Here is an 18,226-nt window from a genome sequence, read left to right on the forward strand (position 1 = left end):
GGCGCAGGCCCCGGCCGGCACCACAGAGCCCCTGCCGTGGATCCTAGTGTAGCGTGTCGTTGATTCCTTTGGGTCTGATTGTTTGTCAGACTTGATCCATGGTTTACCTGGCACGGGCATTGGAATTGCGTGACGGGGACAGAGGCGCCCTGGAGGCGCTGACTCGTGGGAAGGCATCCACCGCGACGGTGGCCTTGCGGGCGCGGACGGTCTTGTTGGCTGCCGACGGGATGCCGAATATCCAGATCGAGAAGATCACCGGGTTTTCGGCACCCACGGTTTTGAAGTGGCGCAACCGCTATGCCGAGGGCGGGATCGAGGCCCTGTCCGATGTCCAGCGCCCGGGCCGGGAGCGGGAGATCGACGAGCTCGCCCTGATCGCCGACACCTTGACCAACGACGGGAACCCGCCGGCCGAGCTGGGGATCTCGCACTGGTCCGCCCGCATCATGGCCGAACGTCACGGAGTCTCCTTTTCCTCCGTGGCCCGGATCTGGCGCCGTTGGAAAATCCAGCCGCACCGGATCGAGACGTTCAAGTTCTCCACCGACCCTGCCCTGGAGTTCAAGCTCCGGGATGTGGTGGGCCTGTACATGTCCCCGCCGGAAAACGCGGTGGTGGTGAGCATTGATGAGAAGACCCAGATCCAGGCCCTGTCCCGCACCGGCCCGGACCAGCCGTTGTCCCCGACGCACCCGCTGCAGCAGACCCACGACTACAAGCGCAACGGCACCACCACCTTGTTCGCCGCATTGGAGGTCCTCACCGGCAAACTCAGCGCGAACGCCTTCTACCCAAAGCACACCAACATCGAGTTCGTCGATTTCCTGGGCCGGGTCGCGGACGCCCACCCCGGGGTTGAGCTGCATGTCATCTGCGACAACTATGCGACCCATAAGCACCAGAACGTGAAGGACTGGCTGGCTGAAAATCCCCGGGTGGCCCTGCATTTCACTCCGACCAGCTGTTCCTGGCTGAACATGGTGGAGATCTTCTTCGGGATCATCACACGCCAGTGCCTCAAACGCGGGGCATTCAGCTCGGTGAAAGAGCTGGAAGAAACCCTGGAACGCTACATCGAGAACTACAACCAGGACGCCAAACCATTCACCTGGACCAAATCAGCGGACTATCTCCTGGGCAAGATGAAACGCAAACAAACCATTAACACGGAACACTAGAACCAGGAATCCGCAGCAGGGGCTCTTTGTGTCGGCGGCTGCGTCGGCGTCGCGTCGGCGGCCAAAAGTTACGCATTCATGCTGGGCGGCGCCCAATTAACGAGCGGCACGGAAATAGGCGGCCTCCCCATCAAGTGGAGGCCGCCTATTGCGTGGGTGGAGTGCCTAGCGTGCGTCCTCCACCAGGAGCAGGTCCCGGCCGTTGGTTTCCGGGGTGAAGAAGGTGGTGCCGAAGGAGATCAGCGCCAGGACCAGGGAGTAGATGGCGGGAACCAGCCAGGAATGGCCGGTCGCAGCCAGGAGGGCCACACCGATCATGGGTGCGAATCCGCCGGCCAGGACGGCTGAGAGTTCACGGCTCAGCGCCACGCCGGTGAAGCGGTGCTGGGAGCCGAAGAGTTCCGGCAGCATGGCGCACTGCGGACCGAGCATGGACTGCACGCCGAGTGAAATGCCCACCACCATGACCACCCAGACGAGGGTGACGTTGCCGAGCGTGACCAGGTAGAAGGCCGGCAGGGCGATGACGGCCTGAAAGAGGGCGCCGTAGCGGTATACAGGAACGCGTCCGAAGCGGTCGGAAAGGGCGCCGAAGGTGACCACCATGACCGCTGCGAATCCAGCGGCAATGAGGAGGCCGGTGGGGCCGATGAACTTGTCGCCGGCGAAGATTCCGGCGGGCATGCTGATGAAGGACACCAGGAGGGCGGAGTAAATGGAGGAGTTTCCGTTTTCACCCATCCGCAGGCCGATGCCGATGAGCACGTTCTTCTTCGAGTGCTTCCAGATCTCCACGACGGGGTTCTTGGCCACGGCTTTGTGCTTTTCCAGTTCCTGGAACACCGGCGTTTCCTTGAGTCGGAGCCGGATGAAGACCGCGATGACAATCAGAATGACGCTCGCCAGGAACGGAACGCGCCACAGCCAGCCCTGCAGCACTTCCTTGTCGGCCAGTGCCATCAGGGCGAAGGTGCCTGCGCCGAGCAGGGTGCCCAGCTGGATGCCGACGAACGGCAGTGCGGCGAAGAATCCACGACGGCGGCGCGGGGCCACTTCTGAAATCAGGGTGGTGGCGCCTGCCTGCTCGGCGCCGGCGCCCAGGCCCTGAAGGATTCGAAGGGCAACCAGGAGCACCGCGCCGACCATTCCCGCCTGTTCAAAGGTGGGCAGGAGCCCGATGGCGAAGCTGGCCATGCCCATCAGGCCGATGGTCAGGATCAGGACCATCTTCCGGCCGAACCGGTCACCGATGTAGCCGAAGACGATGCCGCCGAACGGCCGGGCTGCGAAGCCCACACCATAGGTGGCGAACGACGCGATCACGGCGCCGCTTTCCCCCAGCGGTGAGAAGAAGAGCGGTCCAAAGATCAAGGCCGAGGCGAGGCCGTAGATGTAGAAGTCGTAGTACTCCAGTGCGGAGCCTACTGAGCTGGCAAGAGTTGCCCTTCGCAGCTGCTCCGGATCGACGGCGGCGCCGTCCATGTCAGTCTGCGGTGATTTAGTACGAGTTGTCACAAGAACTCCCTCAAAAACACTCCAGGCCCCCGTTGGCCTGGTGGGATAGCGAGGACACGCCGTGGCGTCGATCACTATACTGAACAGAGTACAGCAAGTTGAACACGTAGCAAGTGGTTGACGGATATTTTGTTCACAACCGGGGTGATGAACGTTAAATAGGGCCGCCAGAGCGCGGACACTCAGCCCATTGGGTTGCCCAGGGACCGCGCCAGCTCGTTCAGTTCCTTGACCATCCGGGAACCCTGCTCCGCGGAGTATGTGGCCTTAAGGGCCGTGACTGACAAACCAAGGCTCGGGCCGTGGGCACCGCGCGTAGGCACGGCCACAGCCAGGCAGACCACTCCAGTAGTGGATTCCTCATCTTCGAACGCATAGCCCTGTTCACGGATGGTTGTGAGCTGCGCCTTCAATTCGGCCCCGGTGCGGAGGGACTTCGGGGTCAGCACCGGAAGCTGGGCGTCATCGGAAAACATTGCGTCGACGTCGTGGTCGTGAAGGCGGGCAATCAGGGCCTTGCCCACGGCACACAGGGACACCGGCATCTTGTCACCGATGTTGGACGTCAGCCGGACCGCCGGATGGCCCTCGTAGCGGGCCAAATAGATCACGTTGGTTCCGTCCAGCATGGCTATGCGTACTGTCTCCCCGGAAAGGGTCGGCGCCTGCTCGCAGAACCGGTAGAACTCCTGTACTTCGTCGAGCCGGCTGAGATAGGCGGCGCCGAGTTCCACGAGCTTGCGGCCCAGCGTGAATTCGGCGCCCTGGCGGCTGATCAGCCGGGCTTCTTCCAACGCCAGCAACAGGTTGGAGGTGGACGACTTGGGGATACCCAGCTCGCGGGCCAGGTCGCTCAGCGTCAGCCGCCCCGTCGCAGAGGCTGCCAAGGCGTCCATGACGGCGGCGGCACGCGTGACCGCCGGCGCCGGCGATGTGCTCCCCAAACCCTCAGAGGAGCGGGAGGTGCGGGAATCGGCCATGATTCTCCTTCGATCGGCACGCCGGGGCGCTTCGCGTAGATGCGTTCAATCTGCTGAACAGAAACCATCATAATGGCTTAGCGGCGATTCAGGGCCCGGGCCAAGGCGCCGTCCACCGCGCCACGCACCCCGGTCCGCGTGGCATTTGTTTGTTTCGGGAAGTTCACGGTATATTCATTTCAGACCCTCCACCGCGGCATCCCCCAATAGTCGCGGTGGAGGGTTTTCCAATGCCTGAATGTTTTCGCGGGCTTGGCCGCCGGGTTCAGGCGACGTCCACCACGGATTCCCTCAGCCTCCAGCCGCCACCAAGGCCGTCGCGCTCCAGCACCATGGTGGTCAGCGCGGACTGCGGATTGCGGCCCAGCCGCACCTGGACCTGCAAGACCTCAACGTCCACGCGGCCCAACCCTTTGGGCATACGCCGCTGCGCCTCCCACCAGCTCACACGCTCAAACCATCTCACTGCCTCGGCACCGACGGCCCACTCCCTGCCGTTGCTGACCACCGCCGTCGGGCTGCCGTCCTTGGCCGTCTTCATCACCACATATTCCATAGCGGGAACACTAGGGACAGCCACCGACAATATGGCGCCCTAGCGGAATTGAGCCAGGATGGCACGGATTGTTGAACCCTTGGCGTCTGCGTAGTCCTGCATGAAAGTCCATTCCTGATCCGCCAGCCTACGTTTGAGCTGTTCGTATTCGATCCGGGCGTCCTGGTCACTTCGGAGGTAGTCCCGAAACCGGATCATGCGCGTTGCTTCCTCGCATCCAGCGGTGAACACGTGCAAATTCACCTAGTGAACCTTGTGATTCAACAGGCGGTGTTCGAACCACCCCGGCTCGCGGAGGTGGTGAAGGAACCCGACGGTCTCAAGCTGGGGGATGTACGTTTCCTCAGCGGCGGAGTCTTTGACGAGCAGGACAATGTCGATGACCGGCTTCGAAGCAAGCCCGGGAACCGATGTCGAGCCGACGTGCTCCACTGTGCAACAAAAACCCCGCCGTTCCCGGCCACTCGGGCCAGGAACAACGGGGTTGGTGGTGGGTCCTACCGGGATCGAACCGATGACATCCACGGTGTAAACGTGGCGCTCTACCAGCTGAGCTAAAGACCCAAACTGCCAGTTTTTCGCACCTCAGCGCGTCAACCAACGAACATAAACTGTACCTGACGGGCGGGACGAAAAGCCAATCGACACGATCGGCCCCGAACGGTCAAAGATCGGGGAGTTCGGCGGCGAGCCAGGTCAGTGCCTCGCTGACGCCTGCGTCGAGCTTGATGGTGGCGTACTGGTCGCCCCGGGTATCGCCCCTGTTGATGATCACCACAGGCTTGCCGTCCTTCGCCGCGTGACGGACGAACCGCAGTCCGCTCATCACGGTCAGCGATGATCCGGCAACAAGCAATGCCTCTGCACTGTCCACCATCGCGTAGGCGGCTTCCGCGCGTTCCTTGGGCACGTTCTCGCCGAAGTAGACAAAGTCGGGCTTGAGCATTCCGCCGCAGGCGGGGCAGGCGGCGACCACAAAACTGCTGACCAGAGCCATGTCCTCAACAGTGGCGTCGGCGTCGGGCGCCATTTCCACCAGGCCGGACGTTGTGGCGCGCGCCAGGAAGCCGGGATTGAGTTCGTCGAGCACCCCCGCCAGCATGCGGCGGGTATAGGTGCGTTTGCAATCAAGGCAGACCACCCGGTCAAAACGGCCGTGGAGGTCAATGACATTCCGGCTGCCGGCGTCTTCATGCAGCCGATCCACGTTCTGCGTGATTAACCCGGCGAGCAGGCCCCGCCGCTCAAGTTCTGCGGCCGCACTGTGCCCAGGGTTTGGATCTGCGTGCCGCAAGTGGGACCAGCCGATATGGTTCCGCGCCCAATAGCGCTGGCGGTTGGCGGCGTCACGCACAAACTCCTGGTACGTCATGGGCGACCGTGGCACGGCGTCCGGCCCGCGGTAATCCGGTATGCCCGAATCGGTGCTCAGCCCGGCGCCGGTCAGCAGCACCAGTCGGTTGCCGGACAACAACTCCTTGACGCGTTCCAGTCCTTGAAGGTCCGTACTGGACAGCGCAGCAGGGTCAGCGGCTGCCGGCAGGCTGGCGAAGCCCGTCAGGCCGATGCCGTGCCGCTGCTGGTCCATGCGGCTTCAGGCCTGTTCCAGACCTGCCAGAGCATCCTGGTATTCGGCGAGCTCGCGGGCCTGCCCACGCGGATTCACCACGACGTAGCGGATTGTTCCGGTTGCATCGATGATGAACGTCCCGCGCCCAGCCATACCGCTCTCCGGGTCGAAGACACCGTACGCGGTGGCGACAGCGCCGTGCGGCCAGAAGTCGGCCAGAAGGTCAAAGCCGTAGCTTTCCTTCTCGGCATAGGCCCGCAGGCTGAACTTGCTGTCCACAGACACGGCCAGGACAGTGGCCCTGGCATCCTCGAACGCGGCCAGGTTGTCCCGGATTTCGCAGAGCTCGCCGGTGCAGACACCCGAAAATGCAAACGGATAAAACACCAGCACAACGTTCTGCCCGCGGAAAGTCGATAACCGGACAGGTTCTCCGAACTGGTTTACCAGCTCAAAGTCCGGGGCAAGCTCCCCCACCGCCGGAACAGTCTGCCCGGCTACGGCAAGAGCTGCCGTCACTTGTTCTTCCTGCTGACCAGGCGGGTGGCACTCCAGTCCTTTGACACACCTGCCGAGGTGGTGAGGTGCAGGCCCGCAGTGGGCGCCGCTTCCTGGATTTCCGCCGGCGACACGTACCCGGTGCGCCCGGACTTTGGCGTCAACACCCAAACAACCCCGGTTTCACTCAGGGTGGTCAGGGAATCCATGAGGCTATCGACCAGATCCCCGTCGCCCTCCCGCCACCAAAAAATGACGGCGTCAACAACGTCGTGATCGTCCTCGTCCAGGAGCTCGGACCCTGTCAGGTCCTCAATATCGTCACGTAAGTCGAAATCGACGTCGTCGTCGTAACCGAACTCCTGAATCAGATCCCCGTTTTTGAAACCCAATTTTTCCGCCACATTTACCGAAGTGGCGGCGTCGGCCTCGCTCACGTGTTCCTCCAATGCCTAATACATGCAATTCGCATAGTGATTTCCATTACTCCCAGCCAACACCCTTTGTGCCTGCGCTTCAAGCTGCCACCACCGCGATCCGCCATATTCTGCGTCACATCCGGCGCCGTCAGCCTGCGTTGCAGCGGCTTTCGTCACACAACCAGTATGACGGCGAAATACAACAGGGACGCCATGGACGCGGCTACGCATCGCGCTGGAGTCACAGCTAGAGTGACTGGTGACAACTATGCCTGCGGGGCGACCGCCTGGAACTCAATGGCAGACATAGGCGTGATAGGACCCTGCCCGGCGCACATGACCGGGCTGTTGTAACCGATACGTCGCACACGTCGCATTCATGCCGGACAGTCACCCTGCCCGGCATGTGGGCGCCGATGCATGCGCGCAAAGAGAGGTTGGACGTGGCTGCAGGAGAAGAGACCTCCCATATCCTCAGCGGGTTGACAAACCAGCTGCCTGATCGTGATCCGGAAGAGACCGCCGAATGGCTGGAGTCCCTGGATGCCCTGATTCAGGAACAGGGCACCGAGCGTGCCCAATACATCATGCGGAGCCTGCTCCAGCGCGCCGGCGCGCAGAGCGTCGGCGTGCCGATGGTGACCACCACGGACTACGTGAACACCATCCCGGTGGATCAGGAAGCTCCTTTCCCCGGCAACGAGGAGTTCGAGCGCCGGTACCGGGCGTACATGCGCTGGAACGCCGCCATCATGGTGCACCGGTCCCAGCGGCCAAACATCGGCGTGGGCGGGCACATCTCCACCTACGCCGGGGCCGCCACCCTGTACGAGGTGGGCTTCAACCACTTCTTCCGCGGCAAGGACCACCCCGGCGGCGGTGACCAGGTCTTCTTCCAGGGCCATGCCTCCCCCGGCATGTACGCCCGCGCGTTCATGGAAGGCCGGCTCGCCGAGGAGGACCTGGACGGATTCCGGCAGGAAAAGTCCAAGGAAGGCCACGCGCTCTCCTCCTACCCGCACCCGCGCCTCATGCCAGACTTCTGGGAATTCCCCACGGTCTCCATGGGCATCGGCCCGATGAACGCGATCTACCAGGCCCAGTCCAACCGGTACCTGCACAACCGCGGTCTGAAAGACACCAGCGACCAGCAGGTCTGGGCGTTCCTGGGCGACGGCGAAATGGACGAGCCCGAGTCCCGCGGCCTGCTCCAGCTCGCCGCCAACGAGAACCTCGACAACCTCAACTTCGTGATCAACTGCAACCTCCAGCGCCTGGACGGTCCCGTCCGCGGCAACGGCAAGATCATGCAGGAACTCGAAGCGTTCTTCCGCGGCGCGGGCTGGAACGTCATCAAGGTCGTCTGGGGCCGGGAGTGGGATGACCTGCTCACCAAGGACGCCGACGGCTCGCTCGTGAAGATCATGAACGAGACCCCGGACGGTGACTACCAGACCTACAAGGCAGAGTCCGGCGGGTTTGTCCGCGAGCACTTCTTCGGTAAGACCCCGCAGACCAAGGACATGGTCGCGGACCTCTCCGATGACGAGATCTGGAACCTCAAGCGCGGCGGCCACGACTACCGCAAGGTCTACGCCGCGTATAAGGCTGCCACCGAATTCAAGGGCAAGCCCACCGTGATCCTGGCCAAAACGGTCAAGGGCTACGGACTCGGACCGCACTTCGAGGGCCGCAACGCGACCCACCAGATGAAAAAGCTCACCCTCGATGACCTGAAGAAGTTCCGCGACCACCTGCGGATTCCGGTCACCGACGAGCAGCTGGAGAAGGACCCGTACCAGCCCCCGTACTTCCACCCGGGCACCGATGCGCCGGAGATCCAGTACATGATGGAACGCCGCGCCCAGCTGGGCGGTTCTGTTCCTGAGCGCCGCTCCAAGCACCAGGAGATCGCCCTCCCGGAGGCAAAAACGTACGAGGTTGCCAAGCGCGGTTCCGGGAAGCAGCAGGCGGCCACCACCATGGCGTTTGTCCGGCTCCTCAAGGACCTTATGCGGGACAAGAACTTCGGCAAGCACATCGCGCCGATCATCCCCGATGAGGCCCGCACGTTCGGCATGGACGCATTCTTCCCCACGGCCAAGATCTACAACCCCAAGGGCCAGAACTACCTGTCGGTGGACCGGGACCTCGTCCTCGCGTACAAGGAATCGGCCCAGGGCCAGCTGATCCACCCCGGCATCAATGAAGCCGGCGCGGTCGCAGCGTTCACCGCCGCCGGCACCGCCTACGCCACCCACGGCGTACCGCTGATCCCGGTGTACGTGTTCTACTCCATGTTCGGCTTCCAGCGCACCGGCGACGCCTTCTGGGCCGCCGGGGACCAGATGGCCCGCGGGTTCATCATCGGCGCCACCGCCGGGCGGACCACACTGACCGGCGAAGGCCTCCAGCACGCCGACGGCCACTCCCCGCTGCTGGCCTCCACGAACCCGGCAGTGGTCACCTACGACCCCGCCTACGGGTACGAGATGGGCCACATCATCCGGGACGGCATCGAGCGCATGTACGGGCCCGATTCGGCTGACCGGAACCTGATGTACTACATCACGGTCTACAACGAGCCCATCACGCAGCCCGCAGAGCCCGAAGAGCTCGACGTGGAAGGTGTCCTCAAGGGCATCTACCTCCTGGCTCCGGCGAAGATCGACGGTCCCCGGACCCAGATCCTGGCCTCCGGTGTCTCGGTTCCCTGGGCCATCGAAGCCCAGCGGCTGCTCGCCGAGGACTGGGGCGTCTCCGCCGACGTCTGGTCCGTCACGTCCTGGAACGAACTGCGCCGCGATGGCATGGCCGCCGAGGAGGAGGCCTTCCTGAACCCGGGCCAGCCCGCCCGTGTTCCGTTTGTGACCCAGCAGCTTGCCGGCGCCACAGGACCCGTGGTTGCGGTCTCGGACTACATGAAGGCCGTCCCGGACCAGATCCGCCAGTTTGTGCCGAACGAGTTCGCCACGCTGGGTGCGGATGGCTTCGGCTTCTCCGACACCCGTGCAGCTGCCCGCCGCTTCTTCAAGAACGACATCCACTCCATCGTGGTCCGTTCCCTGGAACTGCTGGCACGCCGCGGCGAAGTTGATGCCCAGGCCCCGGCCCAGGCAATCGAGAAGTACAAGCTGCACAACGTCAACGCCGGTTCCACCGGCAATGCGGGCGGCGAGTCCTGATCAACTCCCGCTGACCTGCTGTCAGCGGAAATGAACGACGACGGCGACCCTCACCGAAAAGGCGAGGGTCGCCGTCGTCGTCCCCCTGCCTTTCCGGACAGGAGGCCGCCTGTGATGCAGGTCCAACAACGTTGTAGCCTTTGCACAAATGGAGCTTGCCGGGCAGGCACCGTATGCTCGTAGGATGCCAGAGCCAACCACCCCGCCCGTGAAGCGCAAGCCGTCCTCGCGCAGCATGACACCGGAGAAATCCGAAACCCTGAAAAAGCTCCGGGCAAGCGTGGGCCAGCTCTCCACCACCACCCTTCGCCAGCTGGAGAAGTCGCTGCCGTGGTATTCGCGGCTCAGCTCCGACGAGCGCTCGGCCCTGGGCATGGTGGCGCAAAACGGCATCGCAGCGTTTGTCACCTGGTATGAGCGGCCCAGCTCACCGTCGTGGATCCTCTCCGACGTTTTTGGGACGGCCCCCACCGAGCTGACGCGCTCCATCAGCCTCCAGAAGGCGCTCCAGCTCATCCGCATCGTGGTGGAAGTGGTGGAAGACCAGGTGCCGGTCATTGCCCCCGAAGCTGACCAGCCCTCCCTCCGCGAAGCGGTGCTGCGGTACTCACGGGAAGTGGCCTTCGCGGCGGCAGACGTGTACGCGCGGGCGGCCGAGTCCCGCGGTTCCTGGGATACGCGGCTGGAAGCGCTGATCGTGGACGCCATCCTCCGTGGCGAAAACACGGACGCCCTGCGGTCCCGGATCGCCGCGCTGGGTTGGAAGGCACAGGAGAGGTTCACCGTGATGGTGGGCAATTCGCCGTCGGAACCCAGTGCCAGCTACGTCAGCGAACTGCGCCGCCTGGCAGGCCGCTACGCCGAGGATGCGTTGGTGGGCATCCAGGGCGACCGGCTGATCCTGATCCTTGGCGGCGTCCAGGACCGCGAGACCGCATACCTGAAACTCAGCGAAATGTTCGCCCCCGGCCCGGTGGTCTACGGCCCGGAAGCCGGCTCCCTGCTGGAGGCCAGCGGATCAGCGCAGTCTGCCTTTGCCGGCCTGACCGCGGCAAGGGCGTGGCCCGCCGCTCCCCGGCCCGTGGCCGCCGATGACCTGTTGCCGGAACGCGTCATCTCCGGTGACGAAGCGGCGCGCCGTTCCCTGGTGAAGAACATCTACCGTCCGCTTGTCGCCGCCTCCAACGGGCTGGTCGAGACCTTGGGTACCTACCTGGAGTTGGGCCATTCCCTTGAGGCTACTGCCCGCGAATTGTTTGTCCACGCCAACACCGTCAGGTACCGGCTCAAGCGCGTCTGTGACGTTACGGGCTGGGATCCGCTCCTCCCCCGGGAGGCGTTTGTGCTGCAAGCGGCGCTGGTAGTCGGGCGGCTTTCAGCCCCGCCAAAAGCCCCGGCGGAGCGTCATCCGGCGCGGAACCAGCCGTGAGTCGTTGTAGACTTCCTACAATCTGACCCCTTGAGCTTGGTGCAGACAAACACCGCTGGATGACCCCGAAATTTGGAAAGCTGGATACGTGCTTGCAATAGTCTGCCCTGGACAGGGCTCACAGACCCCGGGTTTTCTGGCCCCTTGGCTGGAACTGCCTTCGGTAGCAGGCCATCTGGCCTCCCTCAGTGAGATCGCAGGCATCGACCTGACAGCCCACGGGACCACCTCTGACGAGGAAACTATCAAGGACACCGCCGTTGCGCAGCCCCTGATTGTTGCCGCCGGGCTGGTGGCCGCAAAGTCGCTGTTCGACGTCGAACTCGGCACGCTTCCCGTGATCCTTGCCGGCCACTCCGTCGGTGAAATCACCGCCTCGGCCCTCGCCGGCGTGCTCACCGAGCAGGAAGCCATGACGTTCGTCCGGGAACGCGCCAACAGCATGGCTGCCGCAGCTGCCGTAACCCCCACCGGCATGAGTGCCGTGGTGGGCGGGGACCCTGCAGAGGTCCTGGCCGCCATCGAGGCTACCGGCGCGACACCGGCCAATGTCAACGGCGCGGGCCAGACCGTGGCAGCCGGAACCTTCGAACAGCTCAAGGCCCTGGCGGACAACCCTCCGGCCAAGGCGCGCGTCATCCCGCTGAAGGTGGCCGGGGCGTTCCACACCTCCCACATGTCACCCGCCGTGAGCGCCCTCGAGTCGCTCAAGCCCAGCCTCAAGCCGCAGAAGCCGCAGGTGCCCCTGCTGTCCAACTTTGACGGCCGGGAAGTCACCGACGGCGGCGCCGCCGTCGAGAGCCTCATCGCGCAGGTCTCGCGGCCGGTCCGCTGGGACCTCTGCATGGAAACCCTTGTGCAGCGCGGCGTCACCGGTGTCATTGAGCTGGCCCCGGCCGGCACCCTGGCCGGGCTCGCCAAGCGCGGCATGCCCGGCGTCAAGACCGTTGCAGTCAAAACCCCGGACGACCTCACGGCCGCACTGGCACTCTTCGCAGAACTGGAGGGAAATGCATGAGCGTTCCCACGCTGAAACAGGTTCCCGTCAACGAATACAGCCGCATCATCGGCCTCGGCGCATTCCGGCCTGACGTCATCGTCACCAACGACGACGTCTGCCAGTGGATTGATTCCTCGGACGAATGGATCCGCCAGCGGACCGGCATCGTGACCCGTCACCGGGCCGCCGCCGACGTCAGCGTCATCGACATGGCAGAGGGCGCTGCCCGGGAGGCCCTGCAGCAGGCAGGCATCGAAGCCTCCCAGCTGGGTGCCGTCATCGTTTCCACCGTCACCCACCCGTACGCCACGCCGTCGGCTGCCGCCGCCCTGGCTGACCGCATCGGTGCGACGCCGGCTCCGGCCTTCGATATCTCGGCCGCCTGCGCCGGGTACTGCTACGGCATCGCCCAGGCTGATGCCTTAGTCCGCGCCGGCACGGCCACGTACGTGTTGGTGGTTGGCGCGGAGAAGCTTTCCGACGTCATCGACAACCGGGAACGCACCATCTCCTTCCTGCTGGGCGACGGCGCGGGCGCTGTTGTGATCGGCCCCTCGGACACCCCCGGAATCGGACCCTCGGTGTGGGGTTCGGACGGAAGCAAGTGGGACGCCATCGGCATGACGCGTTCCATGCTGGATGTTCGCGACCTCAGCATGGCGGCCCGCCAGTCCGACGAGCCCGGCGACTTTGCCCTGCTCGAAGAAGCGCAGGAGCTCTACCCCACACTCCGCCAGGACGGGCAGACCGTCTTCCGCTGGGCGGTCTGGGAAATGGCCAAGATGGCACAGCAGGCTTTGGAGGCCGCTGGTGTCCAGGCTGAAGACCTTGTTGCGTTCATCCCGCACCAGGCCAACATGCGGATCATCGACGAGATGGTCAAAAAACTGAAACTTCCCGAATCCGTCACCGTGGCCCGGGACATCGCCGATGCCGGAAACACCTCGGCGGCCTCCATCCCCCTGGCCACCCACCGCCTGCTCAAGGAAAACCCTGAGCTCAGCGGCGGCCTCGCACTCCAGATCGGCTTCGGCGCCGGGTTGGTCTTCGGTGCCCAGGTAATCGTCCTTCCTTAGGAACGCCCCATACAGGCCGCATCCGCGGACTGCACCGTTTCCGGCATCCCCTGCCGGCAATAACAAGAAAAGGAGCCATCAATGGCTAGCAACGAAGAGATCCTGGCCGGCTTGGCTGAAATCGTCAACGAAGAAACCGGCCTTGCCCCCGAGGCTGTGGAACTGGACAAGTCCTTCACCGAGGACCTGGACATCGACTCCATCTCCATGATGACCATCGTGGTCAACGCCGAAGAGAAGTTCGGCGTGCGTATCCCGGACGAAGAGGTCAAGAACCTCAAGACCGTGGGCGACGCCGTCAGCTTCATCGCCGGCGCTCAGGCCTAGCCAAGGCTTCAGCCCCTTATGGCTGACTGGACTGCCGGTCCGTGCTCAGGCCGGACCGGCAGTCCACCACATTTTTCGGCAGCCAGCTGCCCCACACGCGGGACCCCGCCGGACAACCGGATACGGCCTGCCCACCGACAGAGAGTGATCCAATGACACGCAAAGTAGTCATTACCGGTCTGGGTGCTACCACGCCCATCGGCGGCGACGTACCCACCATGTGGAACAACGCGCTGAAGGGGGTCTCCGGTGCCCGCACGCTGGAAGACGAATGGGTCGCCAAGTACGAACTGCCGGTCCACTTCGCCGCCCGCTGCTCCACTCCGGCACTGTCGGTCCTGAGCCGCGTTGAGGCCAAGCGGATGGACCCGTCCACCCAGTTCGGCGTCATCGCCTCCCGTGAAGCCTGGGCCGATTCCGGCATCACCGAGATTGACCCCGACCGCCTTGCCGTCGCCTTCGCCACCGGCATCGGCGGCGTCTGGACGCTGCTGGACGCGTGGGACACGCTGAAGGAAAAGGGCCCGCGCCGCGTCCTGCCCATGACGGTGCCCATGCTGATGCCCAACGGCGTCGCAGCAGCCGTCAGCCTTGACCTTGGCGCCCGCGCCGGCGCCCACACGCCTGTTTCGGCCTGCGCGTCGGGCACCGAGGCCCTTCACCTGGGCCTGGAGCTGATCCGCTCCGGCAAGGCCGACGTCGTGATGTGCGGCGGCGCCGAGGCGGCCATTCACCCCATGCCCCTGGCCGCGTTCTCGTCCATGCAGGCGCTTTCCCGCCGCAACGATGACCCCCAGGGCGCCTCACGCCCGTACGATCTGGGCCGCGACGGCTTTGTGATGGGCGAAGGCGCCGGTGCGCTGGTGCTTGAGGCTGAGGAGCATGCCATTGCCCGCGGCGCCCGCATCTACGCCGAACTGGCCGGCACCTCCGTGACGGCCGACGCCTACCACATCACCGCCCCGGACCCGCAGGGCCTGGGCGCCACCCGCGCGCTGAAGGCAGCGATGTTCGACGGCCGGATCCAGGCCGAGGACGTTGTCCATGTCAACGCGCACGCCACCTCCACTCCCGTAGGTGACAAGCCCGAGTACACGGCCCTCCGCGCATCGCTGGGGAACCACCTCGACAACGTCGCAGTGTCCGCCACCAAGTCACAGATGGGCCACCTCCTGGGCGCGTCCGGTGCCGTGGAGGCAGTACTCACCGTGCTGGCCGTCTACCACCGCAAGGCCCCGGTCACTATCAACCTGGAGAACCAGGACCCGGAGATCCCGCTCGACGTCGTCACGTCGGCGAGGGATCTGCCGGCAGGCGACATCGTGGCGCTGAGCAACTCGTTCGGCTTCGGCGGCCACAACGCCGTGATCGCTGTCCGCAGCATCTAACGGCAGCGCGGGAACAGCATGTACCGCAGACGAAGCAGAGGCCCCGCCATGTGGCGGGGCCTCTGCTTTTGCTATGGAGCCCCGCATTCCGATCCGGCACGGCTTATGCCGGGACAGCGGAGAGGAAGTACGACAGAGTGATGTCCGACGGCGGTCAGCCCACCTGGTGCAGCCAGCGGACCGGTGCGCCCTCGGCTGCGTGGCGGAACGGTTCAAGTTCCTCGTCCCACGCCTCACCCAAGGCCAGGGAGAGCTCATGATACACGGCCGAAGGATCGCCGGCGCCCGATTCGTAGGCGTAACGGATGCGGTCCTCTGAGACCATGATGTTGCCGTGGACGTCCGTGGTGGCATGGAAGATCCCCAATTCGGGGGTATGCGACCAGCGGCCGCCGTCAACGCCCTGGCTCGGCTCTTCAGTGACCTCGTAGCGCAGATGGGCCCAGCCGCGAAGGGAGGAAGCCAGCAGCGATCCGGTACCCGGGGTTCCTGTCCAGGAGAGCTCGGCGCGGAACATTCCGGGCGCGGCAGGCTGAGGGGTCCACTCTAGATCCGTCCGCTTGTCCACGACGGATCCAATGGCCCACTCAACGTGCGGACACAGTGCTGTAGGGGCTGAGTGAACAAACAGCACACCGCGGGTCATTGCAACAGACATTCCATCCTCCATAGCTGTAGGTACGTCTTCCCCAACGACCTCTGCCTGGATGAAACTGCCCGGTGCTGTATGTTCCAGCGGCGGTGTTCCCTGCCTGATTATTAAGCTGTGTCCGGACTTGCGGTAACGCACGAAGCGAAAGAGCTTCACGCGAAACTTGAAAGTTGCCGGACGTGACTCTTATTGTGCCGTACGCCGCGTAATTACGCCAGTGCGATTCGCCACGGGTGGCACGGTCCTGGAATTACCCCGCGTTGGCGGGAATCCCCGGCTCTCAGGCCCGGGGATGGGCCTGCTGGTAGCTGCTCCGGAGCCGCTCAACGGACACATGGGTGTAGATCTGCGTGGTGGCGAGGCTGCTGTGGCCCAGGATTTCCTGGACCGCACGAAGATCCGCGCCGCCATCGAGCAGGTGCGTTGCCGCAGTATGCCTTAGCGCGTGCGGACCGGTTGCTGAGGTGTCGCCCAAAGCTTCGAAGAGAGCATTCACCACGGTCCTGACCTGACGCTGGTCAACTCGGTTTCCTCTGGCGCCCAGGAAAAGCGCCGGTCCGCTGTGGCCCGTCGCCAGGAGCGGCCTGGCCCTGCGGAGCCAGTCGTCGACCGCTACAGCTGCCGGGACGCCGTAGGGAACCGTCCGTTCCTTGTTGCCCTTGCCGACCACCCGCAGGGTCCGGCGGTCCGGGTTGAGATCGTCCACATCCAAGGCGGCCAGCTCCCCCACCCGTAGCCCCGTGGCGTATAGGAGCTCCACCATGGCCCGGTTGCGCACCGGAACCGGTGACCCGTCAGCCGCGGCTTCTTCCAGACTGTTCAGCAGCCTGAGGAGTTGTTGGGACTGCAGCACCCCGGGCAGTGACTTGTCCGCTTTGGGAGCCCTGAGACGGAGGGCAGGGTCGGTCTCGATGAGTTCTTCCCGCATGGCCCACGTGGTGAAGGAACGCGCTGTGGCCGATCTCCGCGCAAGGGTGGCCCGGGATATCCCGGCCTGGCTCTGCGCCCCGAGCCAGCGTCGGAGAGTGCCCAGCTCCAGGCCCGGCAGATCCGTAACGCCCTCGGAGGCGGCGTATTCCAGGAGGCTTCGAAGATCGGACAGGTATGCCCGAAGCGTATGCCCGGACCGGGCCCGCTCGGCGGTCAGGTATCTACCGAAGTCTGCAAGTGCCTGCTCAAACGCCCGGGACAGTTCCTGATTCTGCACTTTTCAACTGTCCCAGAACTCCGCGGGAATCCCGTCCCGGACACAGGCAACTACGCTAATTCCTTGGCCCGTTTCCAGCCTCCCCTTTCTGAAGCTGCGAGCCCCAGCAGGCCTAGCCTGCCCAACCCGGCCCGCACGGAGTCCGCACTGAGGCCGGCAACTGCGCAGAGCTTGTCCACGGACGTGGTGGACCGCAGCGGCAGGGCGTCAAGAAGGATCAGATCCTCCAAGGTCAGTCCGTCATGGTCGGCCGCATGCGCTGTCCCGGGCGCCGCAAGCCCCACGCCGCTTGGGGAGGCCAGTTCGGCGATCTCCGCCGCGTCAGTCACGCAGACAGCCCCGCCATCCCGGAGCAGCCGGTGGCAGCCGGCGGAGTTGGCGCTGTTCACGGACCCCGGCACAGCTCCCACCGCCCGGCCAAGCGTCTCCGCGTGGTGGGCCGTGTTCAGCGCACCGGACCGCCAGCGCGCTTCCACCACCACCGTCACAGCGGCCAAGGCCGCGATCAGCCTGTTCCGCTGGAGAAAGCGGTAGCGGGTGGGCGCCGACCCCGGCGGCACCTCTGCGAGCACCGCTCCCTGGTTGCAGACCGCCCGCAGGAGATCCTCGTTGCCGGACGGGTAGAACCGGTCCACACCACCAGCCATCACCGCGATGGTAGGCACCGCCGCTGATCCCCCGGCCAGTGCTGCCCGGTGCGCGTGGGCGTCGATGCCGTACGCGCCCCCGGAAACCACGGTGAAGCCCCGCTGAGCCAGGGAGTAGGCGAGGTCCCCGGTCACCGAGGCGCCGTAGCTGCTGCTGTCGCGGGACCCCACCAGCGCCACGCTCCGGGCCGGACCGGGAAGCTCCTGTTCCAGGCCCCGCCACCACAGACAGATGGGCTCCTGCATCCCAAGGTCCCCGAGCTGGGCAGGCCAGAGATCATCCGACGGGATAATCAGCCGGCCGCCAAGGCGTGCCATGGTGGCCAGGTCACGCTCGGGCGCCAGATCCGGAATGCGGGGAGCCCAGCGTTTGAGGGAGGCAGCCATCCCCGCCCAGCTGGTTCCGGCGCCGTTGTCCGCCAGCAGTCCGCTGATCTCCCGCTCCAGTGCCGGGCCGGCGGCCGCCTGGCCCGTGGCGATTTTCAAGGCGTCGGGTGCGCCGGTGGCCTGTACGAGGGCCAGCCCGGCCGCGTCCTGCGGTTCCATGAGCCGCGACAGGGCGGCCCGGACGATCCGTTCGTTGTCCATGTGGTTTC

The 18,226-nt window shown here is 64.8% G+C and carries 16 protein-coding genes, 1 tRNA gene and 1 pseudogene; 7 read left to right on the top strand and 11 right to left on the bottom strand.

Annotated elements, in window-relative coordinates:
* Positions 1–98: 98 nt before the first annotated feature.
* A complete protein-coding gene (locus NG696_RS18260; protein WP_252576303.1) occupies positions 99–1,181 on the top strand; it encodes an IS630 family transposase in 1,083 nt (360 codons plus the stop codon).
* 165 nt (positions 1,182–1,346) lie between these two features.
* On the opposite strand, the gene NG696_RS18265 is transcribed toward NG696_RS18260, so the two are convergent.
* The 8 genes and pseudogenes from NG696_RS18265 to NG696_RS18300 all read right to left on the bottom strand — a co-directional run bounded on the left by NG696_RS18265 (position 1,347) and on the right by NG696_RS18300 (position 6,737).
* Positions 1,347–2,663, bottom strand: a complete 1,317-nt coding sequence (locus NG696_RS18265; RefSeq protein WP_252566153.1) for an MFS transporter — start codon at positions 2,661–2,663, stop codon at positions 1,347–1,349.
* A 215-nt stretch (positions 2,664–2,878) separates the two neighbouring features.
* A complete protein-coding gene (locus NG696_RS18270; protein WP_252576304.1) occupies positions 2,879–3,676 on the bottom strand; it encodes an IclR family transcriptional regulator in 798 nt (265 codons plus the stop codon).
* Positions 3,677–3,941: 265 nt separating this feature from the next.
* Positions 3,942–4,232, bottom strand: coding sequence for a hypothetical protein (locus NG696_RS18275; RefSeq protein WP_252565815.1), 291 nt, complete (start codon positions 4,230–4,232; stop codon positions 3,942–3,944).
* A 39-nt stretch (positions 4,233–4,271) separates the two neighbouring features.
* Positions 4,272–4,757 (bottom strand): annotated as a pseudogene (locus tag NG696_RS18280) (GrpB family protein).
* Positions 4,721–4,796: transfer RNA gene (locus NG696_RS18285), tRNA-Val, on the bottom strand. Before NG696_RS18285 ends, NG696_RS18280 begins: the two are co-directional and overlap by 37 nt.
* Positions 4,797–4,896: 100 nt before the next feature.
* A complete protein-coding gene (locus tag NG696_RS18290; RefSeq protein ID WP_252576305.1) occupies positions 4,897–5,820 on the bottom strand; it encodes an NAD-dependent protein deacetylase in 924 nt (307 codons plus the stop codon).
* Positions 5,821–5,826: 6 nt separating this feature from the next.
* Entirely contained in the window at positions 5,827–6,321 is a 495-nt protein-coding gene (locus NG696_RS18295) for a peroxiredoxin (RefSeq protein WP_252565822.1), read from the bottom strand.
* Entirely contained in the window at positions 6,318–6,737 is a 420-nt protein-coding gene (locus NG696_RS18300) for a DUF3052 domain-containing protein (protein ID WP_248760175.1), read from the bottom strand. The genes NG696_RS18295 and NG696_RS18300 overlap by 4 nt, the downstream gene beginning before the upstream one ends.
* Positions 6,738–7,135: 398 nt before the next feature.
* On the opposite strand from NG696_RS18300, the gene aceE reads away from it, so the two are divergent.
* The 6 genes from aceE to NG696_RS18330 all read left to right on the top strand — a co-directional run bounded on the left by aceE (position 7,136) and on the right by NG696_RS18330 (position 15,124).
* Complete coding sequence (aceE, locus tag NG696_RS18305) at positions 7,136–9,904, top strand: pyruvate dehydrogenase (acetyl-transferring), homodimeric type (RefSeq protein WP_252576306.1); 2,769 nt, start codon at positions 7,136–7,138, stop codon at positions 9,902–9,904.
* Positions 9,905–10,088: 184 nt separating this feature from the next.
* Positions 10,089–11,333, top strand: coding sequence for a PucR family transcriptional regulator (locus tag NG696_RS18310; protein WP_252576307.1), 1,245 nt, complete (start codon positions 10,089–10,091; stop codon positions 11,331–11,333).
* An 88-nt stretch (positions 11,334–11,421) separates the two neighbouring features.
* Positions 11,422–12,351: an ACP S-malonyltransferase gene (locus NG696_RS18315; RefSeq protein ID WP_252565830.1), complete on the top strand. Its 930-nt coding sequence runs from the start codon at positions 11,422–11,424 to the stop codon at positions 12,349–12,351.
* The gene (locus tag NG696_RS18320; protein WP_252565833.1) at positions 12,348–13,409 is read left to right on the top strand and encodes a beta-ketoacyl-ACP synthase III; all 1,062 of its coding nucleotides are present in this window, start codon (positions 12,348–12,350) and stop codon (positions 13,407–13,409) included. Before NG696_RS18315 ends, NG696_RS18320 begins: the two co-directional genes overlap by 4 nt.
* A gap of 81 nt (positions 13,410–13,490) precedes the next feature.
* Entirely contained in the window at positions 13,491–13,736 is a 246-nt protein-coding gene (locus NG696_RS18325; protein WP_009359314.1) for an acyl carrier protein, read from the top strand.
* Positions 13,737–13,888: 152 nt separating this feature from the next.
* Positions 13,889–15,124, top strand: a complete 1,236-nt coding sequence (locus NG696_RS18330; RefSeq protein WP_056349063.1) for a beta-ketoacyl-[acyl-carrier-protein] synthase family protein — start codon at positions 13,889–13,891, stop codon at positions 15,122–15,124.
* Between the two features lie 154 nt (positions 15,125–15,278).
* Here the strand turns inward: NG696_RS18330 and NG696_RS18335 are convergent, their stop codons facing one another.
* The 3 genes from NG696_RS18335 to dprA all read right to left on the bottom strand — a co-directional run bounded on the left by NG696_RS18335 (position 15,279) and on the right by dprA (position 18,218).
* A complete protein-coding gene (locus tag NG696_RS18335; RefSeq protein ID WP_056349065.1) occupies positions 15,279–15,782 on the bottom strand; it encodes a DUF3145 domain-containing protein in 504 nt (167 codons plus the stop codon).
* A 274-nt stretch (positions 15,783–16,056) separates the two neighbouring features.
* Positions 16,057–16,983, bottom strand: coding sequence for a tyrosine recombinase XerC (locus tag NG696_RS18340; protein ID WP_252565836.1), 927 nt, complete (start codon positions 16,981–16,983; stop codon positions 16,057–16,059).
* A gap of 50 nt (positions 16,984–17,033) precedes the next feature.
* Positions 17,034–18,218 (bottom strand): DNA-processing protein DprA, encoded by a 1,185-nt coding sequence (gene dprA / locus NG696_RS18345; RefSeq protein ID WP_252576308.1) that lies wholly within the window; start codon positions 18,216–18,218, stop codon positions 17,034–17,036.
* Positions 18,219–18,226 lie beyond the last annotated feature (8 nt).

The sequence above is a fragment of the Pseudarthrobacter cellobiosi genome (genome assembly GCF_023913755.1).
GTDB lineage: Bacteria > Actinomycetota > Actinomycetes > Actinomycetales > Micrococcaceae > Arthrobacter > Arthrobacter cellobiosi.